19 protein-coding genes and 1 pseudogene are annotated in these 23,247 nt (G+C 35.6%); 9 read left to right on the forward strand and 11 right to left on the reverse strand.

Annotated features, from left to right (window positions below; genetic code table 11):
- The first annotated feature begins 404 nt into the window (after nucleotides 1-404).
- Together AAGD84_RS01535 and AAGD84_RS01540 are read left to right on the forward strand one after the other, a co-directional pair.
- Nucleotides 405-5,693, forward strand: a complete 5,289-nt coding sequence (locus AAGD84_RS01535; protein ID WP_341818069.1) for an ankyrin repeat domain-containing protein — start codon at nucleotides 405-407, stop codon at nucleotides 5,691-5,693.
- Nucleotides 5,694-5,982: 289 nt separating this feature from the next.
- Nucleotides 5,983-6,873 (forward strand): Rpn family recombination-promoting nuclease/putative transposase, encoded by an 891-nt coding sequence (locus tag AAGD84_RS01540; RefSeq protein WP_253303216.1) that lies wholly within the window; start codon nucleotides 5,983-5,985, stop codon nucleotides 6,871-6,873.
- A 76-nt stretch (nucleotides 6,874-6,949) separates the two neighbouring features.
- Here AAGD84_RS01540 and AAGD84_RS01545 read toward each other — a convergent pair whose 3' ends face one another.
- From AAGD84_RS01545 to AAGD84_RS01570, 6 genes are read right to left on the reverse strand one after another with little or no spacing between them, the layout of a single operon-like run.
- The gene (locus AAGD84_RS01545) at nucleotides 6,950-7,522 is read right to left on the reverse strand and encodes a hypothetical protein (protein ID WP_264328567.1); all 573 of its coding nucleotides are present in this window, start codon (nucleotides 7,520-7,522) and stop codon (nucleotides 6,950-6,952) included.
- A 48-nt stretch (nucleotides 7,523-7,570) separates the two neighbouring features.
- Nucleotides 7,571-9,073 (reverse strand): recombinase family protein, encoded by a 1,503-nt coding sequence (locus AAGD84_RS01550; protein ID WP_341818070.1) that lies wholly within the window; start codon nucleotides 9,071-9,073, stop codon nucleotides 7,571-7,573.
- Between the two features lie 10 nt (nucleotides 9,074-9,083).
- The gene (locus tag AAGD84_RS01555) at nucleotides 9,084-9,515 is read right to left on the reverse strand and encodes a DUF2924 domain-containing protein (RefSeq protein WP_264328565.1); all 432 of its coding nucleotides are present in this window, start codon (nucleotides 9,513-9,515) and stop codon (nucleotides 9,084-9,086) included.
- Between the two features lie 43 nt (nucleotides 9,516-9,558).
- Nucleotides 9,559-10,251 carry an ankyrin repeat domain-containing protein gene (locus tag AAGD84_RS01560; protein ID WP_341818071.1) on the reverse strand — a complete coding sequence of 231 codons (693 nt, stop codon included), beginning with the start codon at nucleotides 10,249-10,251 and terminating at the stop codon, nucleotides 9,559-9,561.
- 11 nt (nucleotides 10,252-10,262) lie between these two features.
- Nucleotides 10,263-11,564 carry a group II intron reverse transcriptase/maturase gene (gene ltrA, locus AAGD84_RS01565; RefSeq protein ID WP_341817847.1) on the reverse strand — a complete coding sequence of 434 codons (1,302 nt, stop codon included), beginning with the start codon at nucleotides 11,562-11,564 and terminating at the stop codon, nucleotides 10,263-10,265.
- A complete protein-coding gene (locus AAGD84_RS01570) occupies nucleotides 11,549-12,061 on the reverse strand; it encodes a hypothetical protein (protein ID WP_245611107.1) in 513 nt (170 codons plus the stop codon). The genes ltrA and AAGD84_RS01570 overlap by 16 nt, the downstream gene beginning before the upstream one ends.
- A 357-nt stretch (nucleotides 12,062-12,418) precedes the next feature.
- On the opposite strand from AAGD84_RS01570, the gene secD reads away from it, so the two are divergent.
- Entirely contained in the window at nucleotides 12,419-13,927 is a 1,509-nt protein-coding gene (gene secD / locus AAGD84_RS01575; RefSeq protein WP_065095131.1) for a protein translocase subunit SecD, read from the forward strand.
- Here the strand turns inward: secD and AAGD84_RS01580 are convergent.
- Nucleotides 13,924-14,709: an enoyl-ACP reductase gene (locus tag AAGD84_RS01580; protein WP_006280349.1), complete on the reverse strand. Its 786-nt coding sequence runs from the start codon at nucleotides 14,707-14,709 to the stop codon at nucleotides 13,924-13,926. The genes secD and AAGD84_RS01580 overlap by 4 nt on opposite strands.
- 233 nt (nucleotides 14,710-14,942) lie before the next feature.
- Here AAGD84_RS01580 and AAGD84_RS01585 point away from each other — a divergent pair, with 233 nt between their 5' ends.
- From AAGD84_RS01585 to AAGD84_RS01600, 4 genes and pseudogenes are all read left to right on the forward strand, one after another.
- A complete protein-coding gene (locus AAGD84_RS01585) occupies nucleotides 14,943-15,758 on the forward strand; it encodes a hypothetical protein (protein ID WP_264374144.1) in 816 nt (271 codons plus the stop codon).
- A gap of 62 nt (nucleotides 15,759-15,820) precedes the next feature.
- A complete protein-coding gene (locus tag AAGD84_RS01590) occupies nucleotides 15,821-16,993 on the forward strand; it encodes a porin (RefSeq protein ID WP_264705760.1) in 1,173 nt (390 codons plus the stop codon).
- Between the two features lie 170 nt (nucleotides 16,994-17,163).
- The gene (locus tag AAGD84_RS01595; RefSeq protein WP_341818072.1) at nucleotides 17,164-17,427 is read left to right on the forward strand and encodes a transposase; all 264 of its coding nucleotides are present in this window, start codon (nucleotides 17,164-17,166) and stop codon (nucleotides 17,425-17,427) included.
- 119 nt (nucleotides 17,428-17,546) lie between these two features.
- Nucleotides 17,547-17,729 (forward strand): annotated as a pseudogene (locus AAGD84_RS01600) (IS630 transposase-related protein); the annotation flags it as partial.
- A gap of 24 nt (nucleotides 17,730-17,753) precedes the next feature.
- Here AAGD84_RS01600 and AAGD84_RS01605 read toward each other — a convergent pair.
- A protein-coding gene (locus AAGD84_RS01605; RefSeq protein WP_341817957.1) for an IS630 family transposase occupies nucleotides 17,754-18,613 on the reverse strand; the annotation gives its coding sequence in 2 pieces (ribosomal slippage) (nucleotides 17,754-18,289 and nucleotides 18,289-18,613; 861 coding nt in all).
- 124 nt (nucleotides 18,614-18,737) lie between these two features.
- On the opposite strand from AAGD84_RS01605, the gene AAGD84_RS01610 reads away from it, so the two are divergent.
- A complete protein-coding gene (locus tag AAGD84_RS01610) occupies nucleotides 18,738-18,902 on the forward strand; it encodes a DDE-type integrase/transposase/recombinase (RefSeq protein ID WP_341818073.1) in 165 nt (54 codons plus the stop codon).
- Nucleotides 18,892-19,056, forward strand: a complete 165-nt coding sequence (locus AAGD84_RS07500; protein WP_264329637.1) for an IS3 family transposase — start codon at nucleotides 18,892-18,894, stop codon at nucleotides 19,054-19,056. Before AAGD84_RS01610 ends, AAGD84_RS07500 begins: the two co-directional genes overlap by 11 nt.
- 91 nt (nucleotides 19,057-19,147) lie before the next feature.
- Here the strand turns inward: AAGD84_RS07500 and AAGD84_RS01615 are convergent, their stop codons facing one another.
- The 3 genes from AAGD84_RS01615 to AAGD84_RS01625 form a co-directional block, all read right to left on the reverse strand.
- Nucleotides 19,148-20,551 carry an NAD(P)H-dependent flavin oxidoreductase gene (locus tag AAGD84_RS01615; RefSeq protein ID WP_264723264.1) on the reverse strand — a complete coding sequence of 468 codons (1,404 nt, stop codon included), beginning with the start codon at nucleotides 20,549-20,551 and terminating at the stop codon, nucleotides 19,148-19,150.
- Nucleotides 20,552-20,803: 252 nt separating this feature from the next.
- Nucleotides 20,804-21,391, reverse strand: a complete 588-nt coding sequence (coaE, locus tag AAGD84_RS01620) for a dephospho-CoA kinase (protein WP_006280338.1) — start codon at nucleotides 21,389-21,391, stop codon at nucleotides 20,804-20,806.
- A 311-nt stretch (nucleotides 21,392-21,702) separates the two neighbouring features.
- Nucleotides 21,703-22,881: a ribonuclease D gene (locus tag AAGD84_RS01625; RefSeq protein WP_265038468.1), complete on the reverse strand. Its 1,179-nt coding sequence runs from the start codon at nucleotides 22,879-22,881 to the stop codon at nucleotides 21,703-21,705.
- Between the last annotated feature and the right edge of the window lie 366 nt (nucleotides 22,882-23,247).

Raw genomic sequence — 23,247 nt, forward strand, 5'->3', positions numbered from 1 at the left:
TTATAATAATTCTACTATATTGTAAAAGCAGCTATTTTAGCCTACTTTAACTAAATTTACATATGAACTAATTTGCCTAACTTTGTTGTAATAATTTTGCGTTTTTATTTTTGAAACACCGCTTTTACGTAAAAAGTTCTCACAAAGATACGTACCTTCTTTACGATTTTTCATAAAGAGTAAACAATTAAATTGTTGCTGCTACTAGTTATTGCAATGTTTTGCCTAAAAAATGTTGCCTGTATTGTAGGATATGGAAAAATGGACAGGTAATACCAAATCTCGTAGGTAATAGGGCAAAACCAATAACGAAGGTTGGTATTAGCATTTTACCAAAATTCGTAATTTGTTTGACATAATCTTTTTTTAGTGATAGACTAAATTAATTGCAATGAGTGAGAAATATGGTTCTTGGTACTAATAGTGAAAATCAACAAGTTAATACTAGTTTGCCTGTGCGCTATGAAGAATTAAAGGGTTCTATTCATGAGGAATTAGAACAAAAAAGAAAGCTAAAATTTGAGCCAAAAGTTCAAGTTAAAGACATTCCATCTACAGGAAAAAGAAGAGCGTGTAAAGATGCAAGGAAATTCACCAAAATAGAGAAACAGCTTAGGCAAGCTAATACAGGGCAAAAAGATTTGTACTTTAAATTACTAAAAGCTTTTGAAGGTGAAGATTTGGTATCAGCAAAAGAGCTAGTAAGGGAGATGAAGAACCTTAATATATCTTATCGGGTACAGGGTGTCAAACTACTACTCTTATTAAGATTGTTTGTTACAAACGCATGTAAAGATGCTGGCTGGTTCGAATTTTACAAAGATGTCTTGTCAGAAGGTGGTAAAATTGATCTTAATGCCGATGTTTGTTCTAGTGGTACAGCTTTAAGTTATGCATGCAGAGAAAAGAACAAAGATGTTGCAGAATTACTATTAAAGCATGGAACTGATATTAATAAAGTGAGTGCCCTGTCGGGTAAAACACCAATTCTTATTGCTCTAAAAAACAATGACCACGATCTAGCAAGTTTGCTTTTTCGATATGGAGCAAAAATTGATGTTACCCCTGAATTAGAACAAGCAATTATTGCTGATAGCTACAGCGAATATGAAAAGGAGACGATGGGGATTCTGTTGCAGCATACTTCTCCTGAACAAAATACCGAGATGCTAAAACATTTTTCAAGCAATGTAACCCTGGAAAGTACTGAAATTGTAAAGTTGCTTTTAGATAAAGGGGCTGATCCTAATATAGGAGAACCTGATGCAATGCAAATTGCTACCGATAAAGGTAATATTGAGCTTATGAATTTATTTAATCAAAAATTGGGAAGAGAGTCTAAAAGTTTAGAGGATTCATTTGTCATTATTCCTGACAATTTAACTTTGAATAAAATACAGGACATTCTAGATAAAGCAGCAAATGAAAATGATGATGCAAAATTGACTGAGGTTGTAAATAATATTCAGGATTACGAAAGTCAGGTGATTTGCAATTTTGATGATCCAGAAGAAGCAGGGCTTTTCGTGGGATTCTCTAAGAAGGTTTTGAATTTACAATCGCAAGTTAGAGACCAATATGTACTAAGCCGTATATTAATGGTGCTTCAATCTCAAGAAAATGGTAGCAGGTACTCAGTAAAAGAATTGTTACTGCTGGCAATCGCAGCTAATGATGAGCTAACAAAGAAATACCATGATATGCTTTTTGCTAAAGGAAACTTGAATCTTTTACATCTGCTTGTTGGTGGTGAAAAGTATATTGAAACCTTTATAGGGAAATTTCCCGATCTTTATCAAAGTTTAAAAAATCAAGCAATCCGACTTGAAAATGGTGAAGTTGGGTTTTTCTCAGTTATAGTGCTAAGGGAAGAACAAGAATTACTGGATAAAGTTTTTGCTAATGAAGATACTCTTCAAAATCTAAAAGAAATTTTGAAAAATAATACTTCTGATCCTACGTATGGTGTACTTGAAGCAGCGTCATTAGTACAAAATGAGGAATTTATCAAGAAAGTATTAGATGTGTTTGAAAGAGATGCTAAACAGAATATCAATGATCCAGCTACCAAAACTCTGTTGAAGGAGAGTTGTATTACTTTATTAGAAGCTGCAATAAGTCAAGAGTGTTTCCCGATTGTTGAATACTTATGCAAAAAATGTATTGAGGACAAAAATGAAGCAATTCAAACAATCTACAAAGAAGCATTTACAGATGATAAGATTATTGAGACGTTAAAGAAACAAATCCTGAAAAGCATAGGAACTCGCGGTAGAAGGGAAATTTACGATTTAATGTTGAAAACTGCATCGAGTGCTGATAACATTATATTTTTAGGAAAAGTATTGAATTTAGTTAAAGGTAATACAAAGCCTTTTCGTGAAAGTTTTGCTACTATTTCAGAAAATGCTTCTCCTACAACTGTTGAGCAATTACAAAAGTATAAAGATATGACTAAGTTTACAGAAGTGCCACGTGACGTTGAACCTAGAGAGGAAATACAAAAGGCCTTAGAAAAATGTTTAGAAAGTAGAATCCCTCACAAATACTCAGAGTTCGAAGCAATCGAAAGCAGAGATATTAAGGCTTCTTCTCGTGGGTGGTTTGCTATGCGCAAAGGAGTAGATTTTTTTATTAAGCCATTGAATGTTGACAATGACGACTCTGTACGATCATTTGTAACAGAAGTTATTGCTGGTCCGCTATATAGACTAGCACTGTTTGGCAAATCACCAAAAATTTGGCTAATTGAAGACGATCAGGATCAAATCTTTTTGGGTTCGGAATTTCTGCCTAACTTTAATGCATTTAACCATCTATATATAGAAGCACGTGACAAAAGCAATATCAAACAAGAAAAATATTCAGATGAAGCTCAACATAAATTCAAAGAGGAGTTGCAAAAAAGCGTAGAAAATTCCAAATACTTCGCTAAGTTTTTAGCTGCATGTTTAATATTTAGGGAATTTGATTTTCATTTAGGAAATTTTGGAATGACGGAAACAAATGACACAGGCATAGCAGAAAGAAAATGGGCAAAAATTGATCATGGCTTGTCATTTGAATATCAGCGCTTTGATCAGGAGTGTTCATCAAGTGATTGTCTAGGGATTTTGAAGTTTTATTTGCAAGAAAGAAAACAGCACGGGCATCCAGCAGTAGATGGCTTGTTGAAAGAAGTTTTAGCAGAGTTAGTAGATGATGGTAAATTGTCAGAAGAATTGGGTAATATGTGCAAATTCTTAGAAGAAAGTAAAGCACTGATTGAGCAATTAATAGACAAACAAGTAGGAGATTTAAACAAGGCTCTAAGTGCACATCACGGTATAAAATTTTCCATTCTCAATGAGACTTTTTCGTATAATGCTAAACATCGTGTATTCGTTACTGATCAAGGTGATGAGCTTAGTAAGTATTTCAAGGAAATATTGTATGATCAAGTTAAAAAAGCAAAAGAGTTTTCAGAAGAGTTGAGCAAGAAGAATAAAGATCTTAAAATGGAAGATTTGAGTTTAGGTTGTAACTCTTTAGACAATACAACTGGGTCGAATGCGCAAGGTGATAGTAGTAAAGCACATTCTGAAGTTATAGTAACTGAAAGCAACAGTAGTGAAGGTGAAAATAAAAAAACAGTAGCCTCATCTATTAGGTTTCAAGGTCATACTTCACAAGATAGAAAAGAGAACTTAGACATTACAGGGCAAAATGCTTTACAATTAGAACAAGAAGAACCAAGTCAACAAGCAAAGACTGATGACCTTATTCAAGAAAAAAATCAACTAGGAAAAGAACCAAATAGTGCACAGAAAAGCTTGGATGGGAAAATTGCAGAACTTAAAGACAGAAAGACTTTTGCAAAAGAAGAAAAAAATGATACCTTAAATAGAATGGGGAGTTCAATACAGAACCTTATAAGCCATAATTCCAGGGAGGGTAAAATGCCTACAAATACAGAACAGCAAGTCAAAAGCTCATTAGGACAAGAGAAATCTGAGAATACAAGAAATCAGCTTGAAAAGCTACAAAAAGAATTGAATGAAAAAACTCAGGCACTTGAAAGCATGAAAACTCAGCTTGCAGAGAAAGAGGAAGAGCTGAAGGGTGTACAAGTTCAATTAGAGCAAGAGAAAACAAAACTGCAAGATGAGCTCAAGAAGAAAGAGAAAGAGCTGAATAGCAAAACTAGGGAAGTAACTGAGCTTACTGAAGAAAAAAGTCAACTAGAGAAAAAGCGAAATAGTATACAGCAAGACTTGGTTGAAAAAACTAAGGCACTTAATAGCACACAAGCTCAGCTTGAAAAGCTACAGAAAGACTCAGATGCAAAAACTAAAGAATTCGAGGGTACAAAAGCTCAGTTAGAACGGGAGCGGGATAGTGTAAAGCAAGAATTGGATAAAACAACTGAGGAGCTTAAGAGGAAAGAGGCTGATCTTAAAAACGGCAAGAAAGAGCTGGATAATGTGAATGAAAAGGTTTCAAAGTTAGAGCACGAGACATTAAATCAACAAGCAAGTATTGATGATACAAATCAAGCTCTGGATACAAAAACTAGTGAAGTAACTCACCTTACTGAAGAAAATACTCAATTAAAGGATAACCTAAAGACTACAACTGAAGAAAACACCGAACTAAAGAATGAGCTAAAGCTGAAAAAGCCTAAAAATGAAAATAACGACCTGAAGACAAAGCTGCAGGAATCTGAAAACAAAAGTAAAGGACTAGAGAGTCGAATCGAAGAGCTACAAGAACAGCTTGCAAGTAAAGATAAAGAGATGGATGCTGCAAATCAAGCTTTGAATGCAAGAACTCAAGCTCTTGAGAGGACACAAGCTCAGCTTGAAAAGCTACAGCAAGAATCAGTTGGAAAAGCTAATGAAGTAACTAACCTTACTGAACAACTTAAGAATACAAAAGCTCAAGCTGAAGAAGAGATTAACAAGCTAAATGGTCAAATAGATCAACTTACTCAAGAAAAAAATCAACTAGATGAGCAGTTGGATAGTGTACAGAAAGAATTGGGTATAAGAATTAGCGAAGTAACTCAACTTACTGCAGAAAATACTCAATTAAAGGACAATTTAAAAACTACAACTGAAAAAAATACTAAACTACAGAGCAATTTTGATGCTATAAAAAATACCCTAAAGACTACAACTGAAGAAGATACTAAACTGCAGAATGATCTAGAGGTTACACGAAAAATCGTGAATGAAAAAGACAGTCAAATTGGGAACCTAAACAGTAACATCATAGAACTAAATGAGCAACTAAGAAATAAAGACAGTCACATTGAAGGCCTAAATGATCAACTAAAAAGTAATGATGTTCGAGTCAAAGAGTTAAACAATAAACTTAAAAGTAAAGAGTTAAATAATACACATGGACAACTTGAAAACAAAAGCAAGCTGGAAAATCAGATTAAGGAGCTAAGTTGTAAAAATCAAAAGCTGTCGAAGGCAAGCACTCATAGTAAAAGGCAAAGTAATTATGCCTCTGTTTCTTTTGTGTTGTCAGGAGTATTTGCTGTTGGTGCAAGTTTAACAATGTTTCATTTAGTAATATGTATTTCACTTGCTGTAGCTGCATTAACTTTTCTTGCAGTAGGATTTTACTGTTCATATAAGGCAAATACAGCGCTTAGTAATGTTGAAGTTAAAAATGGTGTTGATCCTATAGCTGTGGAAGTTTAAAATAGCCCAAGTTGAGAAAGGATAGCAGAAGTAGAATAACTGTTTAGATATTGAGTTAATAATTTAGATATTCTTCTAAAAAAATTACTTGATATTTATGATCTTTCAAGCATACCACTAGCTTTAAGATTTTTTAGGTCAGTCGCCTATATTAATAGGAACACCTACCTCAAGTAGATTCTTCACCAACTCTTGAAATTCAGCTAACTTTAATAGACTTTAGCATAAAGAAGTTGAACATTTCTTCAGAATTGTGTATAATTGTTAACGTCCTATAGGTTTACTTATTATGGCTCTTTCTAAATTTCTTGACCCCAAAAATGATATATCGTTCAAGCGTATCTTTGGTACTGAAAAAAATAAGGATATTCTTATTCACTTCCTCAATGATATCCTTGGCTTCACTGGTAAAAATGAAATAAAGGATATAGAGTTTTTAAGTACTATTCAAGACCCTGATATCGCCGCTAAAAAGCAAAGTATTGTTGATGTTCTCTGCAGAGATGAAAATGGACTGCAAGTGATCGTCGAAATGCAGGTCGCTAAAACTAAAGGCTTCGAGAAACGTGCTCAGTACTATGCTGCTAAAGCTTATTCAAGACAAGCTGACAAGGGTGATCAATACCATGACCTTAAGGAAATTATCTTTATTGCTATAGCAGATTGTATCTTGTTTCCCGATAAGTCTGAGTATAAATCAAAGCATACTATTCGGGATGAAGACACTAATGAACATGATTTAAAAGATTTCTACTTTATATTTATTGAATTGCCAAAATTTCCAAAAACTAAGGAAGATCAGTTGGAGAATATAGTTGAAAAGTGGGTCTATTTCTTTAGGTATGCAGAGGAAACCAGTGAAGAGGAGCTGGAAAAAATAATAGGGAGTGATTTTATAATCAAAAAAGCCTATGAAGAGCTAAATAGATTTAACTGGTCAGAGAAAGAATTTATTGCCTACGAACAGGAAATAAAACGTATTCTTGATGAACAGGCTGTCCTCGCTCAAAGACTCGATGATGCTACTGAACAAGGCAAAAAAATTGGTAAAGAGGAAGGAAAAATTGAAGGAAAAGTTGAAGTAGCAAAAACAATGCTGGCTAATAATGTTGATATTGACACTATTGTCAAGTTTACTGGTCTTTCTATAAGTGAGATAAAAGAATTGCAGAAAGTTTAATAACTTATAGATTCTTCTAAAGAAATTACCTTATTTGAAATTTACTTGACGCTTATAGTTTTTTGAGCATAGCCTTTTATGTTAGATTCAAAGAAGACTGAATAGGCTGCTCCACACTTTCTACTTTCTCTAGCGTCGTATTCGGCTTTAGGACATCATACAACGCATAACTCACACAAGCTAATCCAACAATTCCCACAACCACTGCTACTACAGGCATTTTCATGATATACAATGCAACACCGCTTGCCAATAACACCGCACCAACAACACCAGCCAGGATTGCTTGCCTTTGTTGCGTTAACGGTTTGTTTTTTTCGTCTGTAGCATCAAAACATGGTTCAGCGGAAGATGGGCTGTCAGGAGTTTGCTCATTAGTTTCTCTATCAAAACACGGTTCGGAGGTTGGCTCTACAGTAGTTTCTATTTGCGCTTTTTCACTATTTATATTACATAATTTGGTGTCAGTTTCTGTAGCTTTATCAACTGTATTGGTTTGCTTTTTTATTTCAACTTTAACTTCCTCAACATCTGCCGGCGTATCAGAGGTTCTTGACTTCTCCATATCAGTTACTTTTGCGGTAGTGGTACCTTTTTTATTTCTAAGTTTTTCAGTAATACTTTCCCATATTTTTTTCAGTATTTTCATGATGTTCTCTCCTTTTTATTAAAATTTGTTGTATTTAATGTGTGTAATTTAAGACGCTAACTTGTAAAACTTTTCAAACTGCTCACTCCACAGCATCGGTATTTCCCTTAAATCAGCTAGCCTCAAGCTACTTGGTTGTCTCCCATTTACTATGTCTTCTTTGATCTTTGGTGCTAAATAATTTAATCTTAAAATTTGTTGTATACGTCTTGTACCTATATTAATTTTAACGCTCAGCTCTTTCACACTTCTATATTTTCCTTCTTCTAGCTGCCGTTTCCATAGGTGAGCTCTCACCACTGCTCTCAGTAGTGCATTGTTTGTTTTCCCCTCTGGTTCCACTACTGTGCATTTGTTTCCTTTCTTCTTCAAATTCATTGCTATAAATGTCTCCTCTGATTCAGAACGCACCTCTATTCCATCTTCTTTTACCATTACTCCCTTTATTAATTTTTTCACTGCTTCTTTCTGTTCTCTGAAACTTAAATTTTCCCATTTTTCTTTTTTTGCCCCTTTTTCCCAATTCTCATATAAGCATTCCGCTCTCTTCATTACTTCTTTTTCCACTTCTCCGGCGACTATTGTTCGGTTTCCTGATTCACAACCCTTTCCCCTTAAATGATTGTTGCACACATAATATCGATACCTTTTATTTTCTTTTTTTGAATATGTCAGCGTCATGTTTACTTTGCAGCATCTGCATCTTATCATCCCCTTTAGTAGCGCCTCTTCATATTTTTTGCCTCGATACGGCTGATTCTTTATCAATTCTTGCGCTTTTTGCCATTTTTCTTTTTCTATTATTGCCTCATGCTTTCCTTTATACTGCTTCTCATAATGCCGTATTTTTCCCATATATATCGGATTTGTTATTATTCTCCTCACTGTGGCCTTTTTAAAGATATCTGATTTTGCTTTCGTTCGATATCCTTCTCTGTTTAACTCTCTTGCCAATTCTGCCATTGATTTCAGCTCCATATACCTCTCAAATATATGCTTTATTACTTTTGCTTCTTTTTCATTTATTATTAATTCCTTATCTTTTGCATCATAACCAAGTGGTGGATTCCCTCCCATCCATAGACCCTCTTCCTTCGATGTTGCTATTTTATTTTTTACTCTCTCTACTATCATTTCTCTTTCTAGTTGTGCTGCCCCTGATAGCACTGTTTGCACAAATTTTCCCATTGGTGTGTTGTTATCAAATATTTGCGTCACTGCTACAAAACTTATCCGGTGCCTTCTAAAAAATGACGTTACTTCTATGCAATCCTTCGTTTCCCTTGATAACCTGTCCAACGTGTATACTACCACGCAGTCTACCTCTCCGGCTTTTACATCTTCAAATAATTCCTTTATCGCTGGTCTATTTAAATTACTTCCTGAATAGCCTCCATCATCATACCTTTTGGCTAATGCTACCCACCCTTCTCGGCTTTTTATATATTTTTCACATGCTACCCTTTGTGCGTCCAAGCTATTAAACTTTTGTTCTAGTCCATCTTCATTTGATTTTCTCGTATATATCGCACACCTCACCTCTTTTAGCATTTTCTCCCCCTCAACTTACCTTTTTATCACGCATCCCAAATAATAAAGGACCGTTGTAGCTCATTCCCATTATTTTTCCGGCTACCGCTGATAATGACGTAAAAAATTCTTCTCTGTAGATTAAACCCTTATCTGTTACCATCACTGCATGCGTTTCTTCACCTCTTTCTAATATCAACTCCGTTCCTACTGCTGGCAGTTTATCGCTACTTATCCTTTTTCCCTTCTCTAGTCGATCTGCTAGATATTCTAGTCTTTTTGCCCCTTTTCTTGATATTTCTCCATACGCTTTCTCCTGCAACCTATACGCCAATCTTGGTATCAGGTATTTCTTTGAGTGTCTAGGTGCCTCTTCCCCAAATACCTTCTTCCATATTTTTTTCAGTTCTGCTAGTGGTTTTTTCTCTAAACATTTTACCTCTTTTTCTACTTTTTTTTCCATATAATCACCTTTTCAAACACAGCCCTTCTGAATTTTTAAAACGCTATAGCACTTTCTCATCCACAGTTTCTAGCTCTTCCTTTGCTACTATCACACCTGCTGCTGTACTTTCCGATACAACCCTTATTCTTTCTATAAACTCCCTCTGTTTATTTGCCATTTTTACGTTCTCTAACACTTCTTTTATCTCTTTATTATTTCTCGCATAATCCATTGGGGTCTTGCCAAATTTATCCTTTTGTTCCACATTCCCTCCCGCTTTTACTAGCTCTTCTACTATTTTTATTTCACTTACCATGCAGGCAAGGTGTAACGCGGCAAATTTGCTACTTCGTTCCACTGCGTTTATATCTGCTCCTGCCTTTATCAGCTCCTTTGTATTTTCTACACGTTGCCCCATGACTGCTAAGTGCAGTGGTCTATATTGTCCTGCATCCGCCACATTTATATCTGCTCCTTTTTTGATTAATAACCTCACTTTTTTTGGATCTGGCATTCCTACCGCGTAATGTAGTATCGTCCTCCCTTTTGTGTCTTTTTTATTAATATTTTCTATTGAGTTATCTAATACTTCTTTCCACGACTTATTAAATTCTTCTCTTTCTTTCTTACTAAATTTTACGTTCGGTAGAAGCTGTAGCTTTACTCCTCTCGTTTGAGTTTTATTACTACAACTCCCCCTAAAGAACCGTGCTTGCAGATTTCCCGCACACGGCTCATCAATATTAGTTTTCACAGTCGTCCCTCTTATGCATATAAAGAAAAATGTATTTTTGGCTTTGGTAATGGATTTACTTCTACGTAGTGTACAAACTGTTCCCAGGTCATACTCTTTTTCTGACTACGCCGATTTATCCATTTAAATGCTAGCTTTCTTACTGATGTGTAAAATTGTTTCAAACACCAATAATTTCCGCTAATACCAAAGTAGTTATAGTGTCCTGTTAATTTAGCCTTCAGTACTTGCCACCAATCTTTAAGTCGAATACTTCCGCGGACTATTTTCAACCACTCCTTGATTTCTTTTAGTTTTCTGGCTAGATTTAACTTAGAGGTTTTATGTCCCATCATTAATCTACCACGACGACTTTTTGCACCATAGTGCGTAAACCCCAGAAAATTGAAACTTTCCGTCCTTCGTTTCTCTCTTATCGCTCGTTGCCACTCCCTCTTGCCAAACTTTACTACTCCGGTCTTGTTTTCAGATACTTCCAACCCAAATTTATTTAGCCTTTGTTTCAGTAATTCCAGAAATTCTTCCGCGTCTACCTTACTTTCGCAACAAACCACAAAATCATCGCAAAACCTTATTACTTGTATATATCCTCTGGATCTTGGTTTAAATTTCTTTTCTATCCATAAATCCAACACATAATGTAAGTATATATTTGCTAATACAGGACTTACTATACCGCCTTGTGGTGTACCTTGTTTTGTTGCTTCATAATTTCCAGCTTCGACTATCCCTGCCTTGAGAAACCGCTTTACTAACCACAGCAAATTTGGGTCAGTTATTCGTTCCCTTAGACACCTCATTAGCCATTTATGCTGTATATTATCGTAGAACTTCTTGATATCCACTTCTACAATGTAGTTTATTGGCTTGTACATAACTGCTTTATCTAGTGCATTTACCGCTTGATGACAGTTTCTTCCTGGTCGAAATCCATATGAGCTGTCCAGAAAGTTTGCCTCGTAAATATTTTCTAATATCTTCTTCAGCATAATCTGTACTAATTTATCCTCGGTCGATGGTATTCCGAGTCCGCGTTTCTCTTTACTTCCAGCTTTCGGTATATATACCCTCTTTACTGGTTGTGGTTGATATTGCTTCCTCTTCATACTTTCTACTAGCACTTCGAGTTTCTCATTCAGATTTTCTCCGTATGATTCCACTGTTATCTGGTCTACTCCACAAGCCTTGTTACGCTTCAGTTCTTTATAACATCTCGCAAGATTCTCTGTATTTATCAGATGGACTAACGATGTGAATTTTAGTCGCTTATCTTGCTTTGCTCTTACTGCTATCTGGTTTAGTTTATATCGCATGTTATTCCTACCTCCGTTGTATTGGCATAGCAATCCCTATTCCAGTTACTATATTGCTGATCGCTTCCCCTTGTACGTGGCTTTCCCACATTCTGAGTACTATCAATCAGTCCGACTTCCCCTGCATCTTCCGCTAGTTCTTGCCTTTGTTGACTTGTTCCAACGTACCTTAATAGGAATGCATGGGATCTCCCAAGTTCACTTGAAGTCCATTTCAATACATGGCACGGTCTCAGATCCCGATAGAGTGAGTGATAACTTGCCTTTACGTTATCCTTCATGCTGTCTTCCATGGCCATGAACATGTCGACCTCTATGTCTTCAGGTATTTCGGGACTCCACTCCTTCACTTCCGTTGTGCCCTGCATTGTCCATCCCACTAGCTCTATTACACTCGTTACCTCATGCAACATAGTGGTCTGTTCCAAACTGTTGGCTAGACTTTGTTTGTGTTGGATTTTCACCAACTGTTCTCCAAGCACTTCTTGGCGCACCACAGTATACCTCTCAAAATTACCAATTTCTATTGAATACAAAAAACATCATTTCCAGCATGAGCCATAAGGGCTGTTGTTACGATAACTCTGTTGCAGAAAAGTTCACTTAAAAGGGAGCTGCTTATTGATACTTCTCGCTCAACAAACCAGAACTGCCATATTTGAATACATAGAAATCTTTTATAACAAATAACGTAGACATTCTACTATTAACTATTGCATTCCTGCACAATTTATTCTCATGATAAAAACGTCTTAACTTTCTCTCTACTTTTTCTGGGTAAGGTCAAATAGAGAATTTTACAAAAATCTATTTTTAACTTACAATCAATTATTACAATTTTAAACCTACAACTTATGTACAACAGACTTATAGTCAAATCTTTTTCAGTATTATGCATCTGTTTATTTGCTTTATACATAACACTGCCAAATTTCTTTGATAATAAGCTTTTTATTTCGAAAAAAAGAATAAACTTAGGCCTTGACCTGAAAGGAGGGGCATCTTTGCTTTTAAACATAGACTTAGACTTCTATTTTAAGGAAAAGCTAAGCATGCTAGCTAACGAAATAAAAGAGACATTGCTAACAAAAAATATTGAATCTAACGTACAAAATAGCGTTATAACTTTAAATAATATTGATGATTATAAAAAAGCATCTGTGTTGATTAATGCGATAAATCCAAATTTAGAGCTAAATAGAAAAGATTCTTCGATTCTCATTTCGTATAAACCCCATTATAAAAATTCTTTGATCAGTGAAGTAGCTGCAGAATCAATAAACAATGTCCAGCGCCGTTTGGACAAACTTGGCACAAAGGAAGTCAGCGTTCAAAAACAAGGGCAGAATAAAATATTAGTGCAGGTGCCTGGAGTAGAAGATACCAAGCAGATAAAATCTCTGCTTGGCAAAACTGCTAAGCTAGCTTTTCATTTGGCAAACACTAACATAGCCAAGGTGCAGGATATAGACCATGAAACCACTGTCATGCTCAAGGATTCTTTAGGTAATTCTTATCCAATATTCCGCAAAACTGAAATAGGTGGTGATTCGCTGGTTAACGCATCAGTTAGATTTGGTCACTTAGGTAAACCAACAGTGCATTTTAAATTTGACAGCATAGCGAGTAAAAGATTCGCAAAAATCACTAAAGAAAATGTGGGAAAACCTTTTGCAATTGTTCTGGATAACACAGTCTTAACAGTACCTACAATACGTGAGCCAATTTTAAATGGAGAGGGAGAAATTAGCGGTAATTTCACTGAAAAACAAGCAAGCGAACTTGCAATACTTTTAAAATCTGGAGCACTGCCAGCACCACTTAAAATAATTGAAGAAAAAAACATTGGCCCAAGTCTTGGAGAAGAATCAATAAAGGCAGGGGAAATGGCAGCAACAATCTCTATTATAGCCGTGGCTTTATTTATAATCATCACTTACGGCAAATTAGGTGTATTGGCCTCTGTTGCACTTTTTTCTAATGTAGTTCTTATATTATCAATTCTCACTCTGCTTGAAGCAACTCTAACTTTACCTGGAATTGCCGGTATTGCACTTACTGTTGGTATGGCGGTGGATGCAAATGTTTTAATATTTGAGCGAATTCGTGAGGAAATCAAATCTGGCAAGAGAGTGGAACGTGCTATTGAAGAAGGGTTTAAAAACGCTATAAAGACAATACTGGATTCAAATATCACTACATTAATTGCTGCAGGAATAATGTTCATTATTGGCAGTGGAGCAATAAGAGGCTTTTCTGTCACTCTATCAATAGGAATTTTATGTTCGATGTTTTCTGCAATCACAGTCACAAAACTCCTGATAGAGTTGTGTATGAACCCGAAGGAACTAGTGCTTTGTTAGTCAACTACCTTCATTCCCACAACGTTATATCCTGAATCAACGTGCAAAATTTCTCCAGTAGTGCCACTACTTAAGTCGCTTAATAAGTATAACGCTGCCTTGCCAACATCCTCTATTGTAACATTGCGTCTGAGCGGAGAATTATTTCTATTCCATTCTGATATGGAGTGAAAATCGCTTATTCCAGAAGATGCTAAAGTTCTGATTGGACCAGCGGAAATTGCATTTACTCTGATATTTTGTGGCCCGAGATCACATGCTATATATTTTACACTTGCTTCAAGTGCCGCTTTACATAAACCCATAACGTTATAATTTGGCATAACTTTTTCAGCGCCATAATAAGATAAAGTAAGTAAACTACCACCATTTGACATCATTTTTTCAGCCCTTTGCGCTAAAGCAGTAAAAGAATAGCACGATATATGCATTGCATTGAGGAAGTTATCCAGTGAAGTATTGACATATTTACCATCTAACTCATTTTTATCGGAGAATGCTATTGCATGCACCAAAAAGTCAAGAGTACCCCATTTTTTCTCTATTATTTCGAAAGCGTTATCTATGATTTTTTCATTTGAAACGTCGCAGTGTAATATTAGCTCCACATTTAGTTCATCTGCTATTGGTGATAGTTTTTCTTTTATTATTTCATTCTGGTAGGTGATTGCAAGTTCTGCTCCGTGCTCTGAGAGAGTTTTTGCTATACCGTATGCTATTGATCTCTTATTTATTATTCCGGTTATTAATCCCTTTTTGCCTTGTAATAGACTTGTCGTCATAGAACTATCTGTTTTTTTATAATTTGGAATATTAACTAGGTAAAGTCAAGATATCACTATGTTTTAAAATATTTTTTGCAGTAACTTGAAGTCTATAAACAGTAATCTTGATTCTTCTACAACAAAGCCATCCCGTATGACATTTTGTCTATACCTAATTAAGCATATCAATAAGTAAGTAAATCTTAATATAATCTTATTATACTTATAAATACGCTGTATAGAATGAAAGTATGGATGATTTCATAACTGCAAGAAGAAAAGATGATGCTGTGGTATCTGTTTGTCAGGATAATAAGAAAAAAAACGTGTTAATTTTAGGGCTCAATCAAGCCGCAAGGAATTTGTTAAAATACGAGGAAGGGAATTTACTTAATAAGCCGTTAATCAATATTTTAAGTGCAAGAGCAGCTGACGACATGAAGAATTATTTAGAGTATACCGAAAATGGGCACGATTTACTTGATATATTACCTAAAGTGATAGATTTTTCCTTAACTGATGCTAAAGGAGAAGATATCAGGACAAAAGTAAAAGTTTTCCGCACTGCACAATTTGCCAGTAATAAAATAAATTATGAGCTGTTAATACGTGATATCAGTTTGTCCCATAAATTAGGAATCTTTAGAGATGAATATCTAATGGGTAAAAAATATAAAAACCATGACTTATTCGATATACCGGGCAATGAGTCCACTATTCTAGAGTTATACGTTATATTGAATTTCGCCTTTCAACATCAAATTAATGCAGCTATAGGAATAATTGGCTTAAATAGTAGCTGTAGCGAGACAAATGATGCACTGAAAGTTGTCATAGAACATTTTTATAAAAATTGCCGTAGTGATGATTTTCTAGGGTATATTGATGAGAATAAAGTGCTTTTTGTTTTGATTAACTGCGATGTAAAAAGTACATCTAAAATAATTAATCGTATACATTCTGCCATTAATAAGCAGTTATTAATGCAAAAATTACCAAGTGTATCAATAATTTATGGGAATATAGCTCAAAAACAGGCAGCAAAATCTACCAGCGGTGCCTTCTGAAAAGTTGTTTTTTATTTATATTGAGTTTAAACTTAAATTTTTATAAAGATTTAAGTTTATTTATGAAGTTAAAGTACTACCTGGTAGCACTGCTTTCATCATTGTTTTTGCAGAATAGTGCTAGCTCTAAAACAATTTTGGATAAGGAAATATTTTATGCAGAACTAGACGGAAAAATAGATTTGAGATTCGGCTACGCCTTCAACAGAGATTCTTTCAATGCTAAGCCTAAGGATAAAACTTCAAGTTATTCATACTTGCGCTTTCTTTATTTACAGCAAGTTTATCCAAATACTCAAATGGGGGTTAATGTTAAGGCAGGGGTTTCTGGTATTGCAAACCTAAAAGCGTTAGACATAGAAAAGTTAGACATGGAGGAATGGTATTTTATCATAAAAAACCAGGAACTTGGATCAATTGAATATGGTAAAAGAAGTTTAGTTGGTCAGAGCATGTTAATTAACACTTCAAAAATTTATGCAGCTGCTGGAGGAGTAAATGGTCATTGGACAAACTATGCAAATTTGCGCGGTGATCATAAAAAAGATGGTGACCCTGGATATGATCAAGACAAGGTGTTCTGGGTCAAGCCCAATATTTATAGCGATTATAATGAACTCGAACTAGGGTTAAAACAATCATCAATTAACTACATCTCCCCTGAAATCTATAACTTTCAACTCGGATTCAGTTATGTTCCAGGAAAAAATAACTTACAGTACAGCAATTTAATTGCTGCTGGCCTTTCCTATAAAAACAGCTTGTCAGATGATATAGGTTTTACTACTGCCTTAACTGGTGAATTTGCAAGAGAAAATTTAACTGATTGCTCAGATGGGACTTCTAAAAATTATGAATGCCGCAATCAATTACTACACTGGAATTTTGGTTTGAAGCTAAAATTGTTCGATCTTGATTGCATTTTTTCGTATGGTAATGGTGGTAAATCTGGTGAGAAGCGTAATCCTGAAATAAATAATACGTATTATATGAATGCAGGTATCGCTTACCATTCTGATTCTTACAAATCAAGCTTAACATATTTTAGTAGTGGTAGGGATATTGCAGGCGAAGGTACAAACGAGTTAACATCATATGCTTTAAGCCTTGAAAATTCTCTTTTTTTAGGTACTTCATACTATTTCGATATTGTAAAGTTTAGTACAAAAGAGCCTAAAATAGAAAATAACAACTCTGGTTATGTGTTCTTGGCTGGACTGAAATTAAGTTTTTAATATTGCCTCCTTCCAACACTCTTTTCTGTCATCCAAGGTAACCGTTCACAGATTTCCACTTAATTTTTCAATCTCACTCATGGAGAGGCCAGTAAACTGACCTTACCCAGAAAAAGTGGAGAGAAAGAAAAGAGTTTTTTTGGGTAAAATAAAATTTTGGAGGATTAGAAATGGTAAGAGAATATACGGCAGAATTCAAATTGGAAGCTGTTAAACTGGCAAATGAACAAAGAAAGGCAGGTCAAACAATTACAAAAATAGCAAGAGATTTAGGAATAAAGGGTGGTTTATTAGGAAAATGGATAAAGAAACACAACGAAAAAAAGTCGGCAGCAGATGCATTTCCAGGTAGAGGTAACATGGCTCCTTACGACAAAGAGAGGTTTGATTTACAAAGAGAGTTAGCAAGAGTAACAAGGGAAAGAGACATTTAAAAAAAAGCCCTGGCCAGTCAAAAAGAGTAAAATATTTTTTTATAAAAGAGCATAGTATAGCTCTTTCCATAAAAGTCCGGATGTGATAGGATAAGGGTAGATGATGATAAGGAGGTTGAATGCCAGCAGCATATAGTTATGATTTAAGAAAAAAAGCAATGGAAGCGCTAGACGAAGGAGAAAGCAGAGAAACAGTGGCAGCAAGATTTAAGATTGGACGAACTACTTTATGGGAGTGGCAGCAAAGAAGAAAAGAAACAGGAGACTTTCAATCAAAAAAACTTGGAAATGGGGGTTATAGCATTTCTCATAATAGTCCGAACAGGTCATAGGAAGGCAGAATCAACAGCACGACGAAAGGATTCGAATAGAGGAATGTTTTTCCTGGCTCTGTTTTTTATAGCAAACCAATGATGCTCAATTTTGTTGAAATCTGGAGAATAAGGCGGCAGATACAAAATTTCTGCACCAACCCCTTTAGCAAGCTCGATAATCTTATCAGACTTATGAAAAGTAGCATTGTCAAGAATGACAGTCTGTCCAGGTTCCAAGATCGGTGTCAAAAATTGCTCAAACCATCCATTAAAAACATCCATATTACAGTGGCCTTCAAAGGTTAACGGAACAACTATCTTTCTTCCACTTAAGGCTGCAACCATACTGATTCGTTGAGTTTTCTTTCCAGATTTTAAGGCATAAAACCGCTGTCCTTTCTGGCAATATCCGTAGGGGTAGTCTTCGGTGTTATCAATGCCAGACTCATCTATATACACTAAGTTTTTAGGTTCTTTTGTCGCTATAATTTTCAAAAATTCAGCACGTTTTTCTTCGTTTCTTTCCTTGTATCCATATGTCTTTTTTTGCGCGTAAATCCAATTTTTTTAAGGGCTCGATAGATCGTTTGGATACTAATGTTGTTCCAAAGTTTAGCCATTTCCGATAGAGTCTTTCCTCCGTGTTCTCTGGCAAATTTGGCAAAGGTATCCCAGTCGGTAATTTTGTGATTGTAACCCCCATTTCCAAGTTTTTTTGATTGAAAGTCTCCTGTTTCTTTTCTTCTTTGCTGCCACTCCCATAAAGTAGTTCGTCCAATCTTAAATCTTGCTGCCACTGTTTCTCTGCTTTCTCCTTCGTCTAGCGCTTCCATTGCTTTTTTTCTTAAATCATAACTATATGCTGCTGGCATTCAACCTCCTTATCATCATCTACCCTTATCCTATCACATCCGGACTTTTATGGAAAGAGCTATACATCAAAACCAAGGAGGGATGGCTATATTTGGCAGCAATAATTCTCACGTATGGTAGTTAATGAGTAGTGCAATAAATAAACAATTGGTTATGAACTCTTTATTAATGGCCATTAATAGGCGTAAACCTGTTAAAAATCTACTGCTGCACAGTGACCAAGGTTCACAATATACTGCGCAAGGGTATCAATATCTCTTAGCTGTAAAGAATATAGATGAGTTATAAAGGTTGTTGTTACGACAATTCTGTTGTGGAAAGCTTCTTTAGCTCATTGAAAAGAGAAATACTTATTGATACTTCACAACACTCTGCTCAACAAACTAGAACTGCAATATTTGAATACATAGAAATTTTTTATAACAAACAACGTCACTATTAACTATTGCATTCCAGAACAATTTGATGCATCATTCTTTTTGTAAAAAACATTCCACACTTTCTCTCCACTTTTTCTGGGTAAGGTCACTGACTCAATACCCAGTCAATATCCTTTCCACCAGTTCTTTTACTGCCGGTACGTAGCCATTCTCATAAAATGGATCTTGCTTAAATTTGTACACATTGTGCCCGGAAAACATGAGTTCGTTCTCAATATCACCATCGTGTATAACGTTTTGCAGTGTTTTTTGTATGCAAAAACTACGCGGATCTGGCTTTCGTCCTGTTGAATGGTCACCATGATCTTTCCAATTGCTAAACAAACAATGACTTAAGCATCCCATACAATTGATTTGATCTTGTCTTATCTCTGCAAACCTGCCTGGCGTCACAAAAATAACAGTTGTATCTGGAGTTTTCATTGCTTCTGTATACCCTGCTTTAGTCCATGTATTTGCCAGTTCTTTGTCTTTTGCAGTAAGGTAGATCTTTCTACCTCTGCTACCCATTGCAAATTCATTATTAAATTCTTCGCTAGCATTTTCTGAAAACTTTATTTGACGTGAATTCCGTTCCTGCAACTCACGTATGAAGTTATTTTTTACTGCAGATGAGTAAAACCCTGTTGGACTGAATTTATTTAAAAATACATCACCTTCTTCTAAAGTGAGTAGCTTCTTTTTCCACTCTGCAGAAATTGGGCTTTCTTTCGTCAAAAGTGGACGAGTGCCAAACTGAAAAGCTATTGGTCCAATTTGCAGATTGTCAAACCAATGTTCCCAATCTTTCAAATGCCACACTCCTCCTGCCATAACAATTGGTGTTTCTGAAAGACCGATCTCGTTCATGAAAGATCTAAGCTCTGCAACTCTTTCAAATGGAGCCTGTGGTAGCTCTGGGTCTTCACTGTTACTCAGTCCATTGTGCCCTCCAGCAAGCCATGGATCTTCATACACTACTCCACCAAGCAAATAGGAAGATATTCTTTGGTAAGCACGCTTCCATAATGCTTTAAAAGCACGCACCGATGAGATAATAGGGTAATAATAAACCTGATATTTAGCTGCAATTTCTCCAAGCCTATAAGGCATACCAGCACCGCAGGTAATACCATGAATCAAACCTTTCGCTCCTTCTAATATGCCATGAAGCACGCGTTCTGCTGCTCCCATCTCCCAAAGTACATTCATGTGTATTCTTCCATGACCTTTTGATATTTCATTTGCTATTCTTGCCTGACTAATTCCAGCTTCAATACTATACTCAATCAATTCACTATGCTTTTCATTTCTTGTTTTGCCTTTATAAATTAGTGGCACTAACTCGCCATTATCATCAATAAGCTTAGCATTTGCACCAGAAAATGTACCCACAGCATCTGCTGCAGCAAATACTCCGCTTGATCTTCCATCACTAACTGCAATGCCTTTGCCGCCCTCGATGATTGGCCACACTTCCTTTCCTGAAATTACTATCTTTTTTATCTTATTTTTCAAAACTTCCTCGCAATCTTTCACTCTATTTTACTTAATTACTAAAAAAATGATAGCTGTTTATTTTTTCTTGTATCATTAAAGCTTCTATAGCTACTCATGCTGTTGTAGTTTGAGAGCAGTTCCCATCGGAAGGGTGTCATTCCAGTGCTTGACACTGGGATGACAGGGGAGGGAGGCTGCTGGGATCCTGACAACCGTCATCCCGCTGCTTGTTAGCGGGATCTAGAGATACCGCGGCGGTATGACGTAGAGCTACGTGTTTAGGTTTAATGAATCCACTATATCTTTTACTTGAGAAAAAACATACTCTTTGCTTACACTGGTATCGATAATAAAGTCACTCATCTTCCTTTTCTCCTCAATAGATAACTGAACATCGGAGATTAGATTAAGCTTTTCTTTATCTATGTTGCGTTCGTTAAGTCTTTGAGCTTGCACAACGCTATCTGCATGAACAAAAACAATAAGGTCGCAATATAAATAAAATTTTGTTTCTAATAGAAGTGGCACATCTAAAACTAAAAGTTTTCTATCGATCTTTTTTTCCTTGGCAATAAAAAATTCTAATTCACGCAGCACAGCAGAGTGAACCAAAGATTGAAATTGTTTCCAATTTTCATCGTAGGCTAAGAAATATTTAGACAGTACTGTTCTATCTATTTCACCATTTACTACCACTCCAGGAAAATTTTTCTCTGCATAACTTATTATGCTTTTATCCACTTTATAAAGTTGGTGTACAACAGAATCAGCATCAAATACAACAGCACCAAACTCTTGAAAGCAATTAGCTACAAAGCTCTTTCCTACCCCAATTCCGCCTGTTAGACTTATAATCATATAACAAAATACATTCGACTTCTTTTGAAACTATAGCTAAGGTTTCTCTATATATATTAACTAGATTTTCTAGATCCCAGTGTCAAGCACATAACTATACGAACATTGCAATTTGTAGGTGGTGTCATCCCAGTCTGGGATCTAGCTTTTTGGTAATTTTATCGAAAATGTTTGCTCGTTTACAATCAATTTTCCTGGATCGAAGTAGTCAAGGCACTGGGATGACACCCTACTTAACCGTCATACCGCCGCGGTATCTCTTAGCCACTAACACGTAGCGGGATGACGATTGTCGATAAATCTAAGTTACTTTAGCAACAGTTATTCTCCACTAAATTACTCTGAATTTTGGTTATATTATTTGCGGATTTCACTGCTGAAATCTCAAATTTTGAGCTTGTGTTGAAAAATGATTCAACTGACCTGCCAAAAAAATCATATCTCCATCCCTTGAATAATTTATCTGTCTGTCCAGATATTGACCCGGTTAACTCATCTTTTGAAGAAACTAATTTCCTTGATATGTTACTTTCTTTACATTTACTATCTAAAATAATTGAGAGTATATCAAGTACAGATTTATCATAATTACTCGATAAGGTGTTGTTTTGCTGCATCCAATTTCTCTCATTTTCATTAAAAATATTCACAAACTCTAGTAAATCCGCATCTTTTATATTTTTTGTATTCCTCTTGAGATCATCTAAAATCTCATCAACATGCTCTACATTTTTTTCAATAAAATCAGCTATTACAGCATTATTGATTATTTTATTACGGTTCATATTATAGCGCTGTGCTAAGGTTTCTTGCCACTCACTAACTGCTTTAACAGTTAGTATCAATCTTGGATTTACTTCATAATTAAATTTAATCCTCTTCCATGCATCTTTTGGGCTATGTAAATACTTATTTATATCAACTATTGATTCCATCTCTTCTTGAAACCAACCCATCCTATTATTTTCTTCAAGTTTATTGCACAATATTTGATATAGGTCATATAGGTGTACCACGTCGTTTACTGCATAATCTAACTGATCTTCGGACAACGGACGCCTTAACCAATCTGAATTTTTAGCTTTAATTTTATCCAGTGCTATTCCTTGATATTGCTCCACTACTTTTGAGTAACCAATAAAGTCATGATAATAATGACAAAACATAGCAGCAACTTGGGTATCAAAAATGGGAGTGGGAATACATTTAAATACAGTGAGTAAGGATTCTATATCCTGCCGGCAGCTATGAAACACTTTGGTTATCCCCTGATTTAGCATTATTTTCTTAATGAATGATAAATCAATTTCTGGCACTAATGCGTCTACAATAAAACTCTTCTCTCCGTAAGAAATTTGAATTAACGATAATTTTGGGTAGTAGATTAAATTATTTCTAATGAACTCCGTGTCAACTGCTATAAATTTTGGCTTTTTTGCTATCAACCCCTCACATATGTCCTCCAGCTCCGACGTTGTATTAATTAACATATGTTTTTTATTCAGTGGTTCTACTTTACCACTTATATTAAATTTTTGCAATTAATGACTTCTTGCAGAACTTTCTATCACTCATTGGCATCACACAAATAGCCTTTTCCATCCCAATCCCAGTGCTTCCTTCTCCTGTCATCCAAGTAGCTGACACTGGGATCTAGAAGACTTAATTTCAACCAAGTGGCTGCATAATAAAGGCTGGATTCCAGTGCCAAGCACTGGAATGACAGCACTCTACGTCATACCGCCGCGAACTGTCATAACGCCGCGGTATCTCTAGATCCCGCTGCGGGATGACGATTGTCGTTTAGCTATAAATATTAAGAAATTTACCGAATAAAAAAAAAGGCAAAAGAAGCC

Origin of the sequence: Wolbachia endosymbiont (group A) of Andrena fulva (genome assembly GCF_964026815.1) — a bacterium.
In the GTDB taxonomy this organism is placed as follows: Bacteria; Pseudomonadota; Alphaproteobacteria; order Rickettsiales; family Anaplasmataceae; genus Wolbachia; species Wolbachia pipientis.

What these genes read in the sequence shown, in the direction of transcription:
- AAGD84_RS01625 (WP_265038468.1), bottom strand. Translation starts at nt 22,881, where the DNA reads ATGTTAATTAATACAACGTCGGAGCTGGAGGACATATGTGAGGGGTTG.
- secD (WP_065095131.1), top strand. Translation starts at nt 12,419, where the DNA reads ATGTACAACAGACTTATAGTCAAATCTTTTTCAGTATTATGCATCTGT.
- AAGD84_RS01540 (WP_253303216.1), top strand. Translation starts at nt 5,983, where the DNA reads ATGGCTCTTTCTAAATTTCTTGACCCCAAAAATGATATATCGTTCAAG.
- AAGD84_RS01610 (WP_341818073.1), top strand. Translation starts at nt 18,738, where the DNA reads ATGAGTAGTGCAATAAATAAACAATTGGTTATGAACTCTTTATTAATG.
- AAGD84_RS01535 (WP_341818069.1), top strand. Translation starts at nt 405, where the DNA reads ATGGTTCTTGGTACTAATAGTGAAAATCAACAAGTTAATACTAGTTTG.
- AAGD84_RS01555 (WP_264328565.1), bottom strand. Translation starts at nt 9,515, where the DNA reads ATGGAAAAAAAAGTAGAAAAAGAGGTAAAATGTTTAGAGAAAAAACCA.
- AAGD84_RS01595 (WP_341818072.1), top strand. Translation starts at nt 17,164, where the DNA reads ATGGTAAGAGAATATACGGCAGAATTCAAATTGGAAGCTGTTAAACTG.
- AAGD84_RS01585 (WP_264374144.1), top strand. Translation starts at nt 14,943, where the DNA reads ATGGATGATTTCATAACTGCAAGAAGAAAAGATGATGCTGTGGTATCT.
- coaE (WP_006280338.1), bottom strand. Translation starts at nt 21,391, where the DNA reads ATGATTATAAGTCTAACAGGCGGAATTGGGGTAGGAAAGAGCTTTGTA.
- AAGD84_RS01590 (WP_264705760.1), top strand. Translation starts at nt 15,821, where the DNA reads ATGAAGTTAAAGTACTACCTGGTAGCACTGCTTTCATCATTGTTTTTG.
- ltrA (WP_341817847.1), bottom strand. Translation starts at nt 11,564, where the DNA reads ATGCGATATAAACTAAACCAGATAGCAGTAAGAGCAAAGCAAGATAAG.
- AAGD84_RS01550 (WP_341818070.1), bottom strand. Translation starts at nt 9,073, where the DNA reads ATGCTAAAAGAGGTGAGGTGTGCGATATATACGAGAAAATCAAATGAA.
- AAGD84_RS01580 (WP_006280349.1), bottom strand. Translation starts at nt 14,709, where the DNA reads ATGACGACAAGTCTATTACAAGGCAAAAAGGGATTAATAACCGGAATA.
- AAGD84_RS01545 (WP_264328567.1), bottom strand. Translation starts at nt 7,522, where the DNA reads ATGAAAATACTGAAAAAAATATGGGAAAGTATTACTGAAAAACTTAGA.
- AAGD84_RS07500 (WP_264329637.1), top strand. Translation starts at nt 18,892, where the DNA reads ATGAGTTATAAAGGTTGTTGTTACGACAATTCTGTTGTGGAAAGCTTC.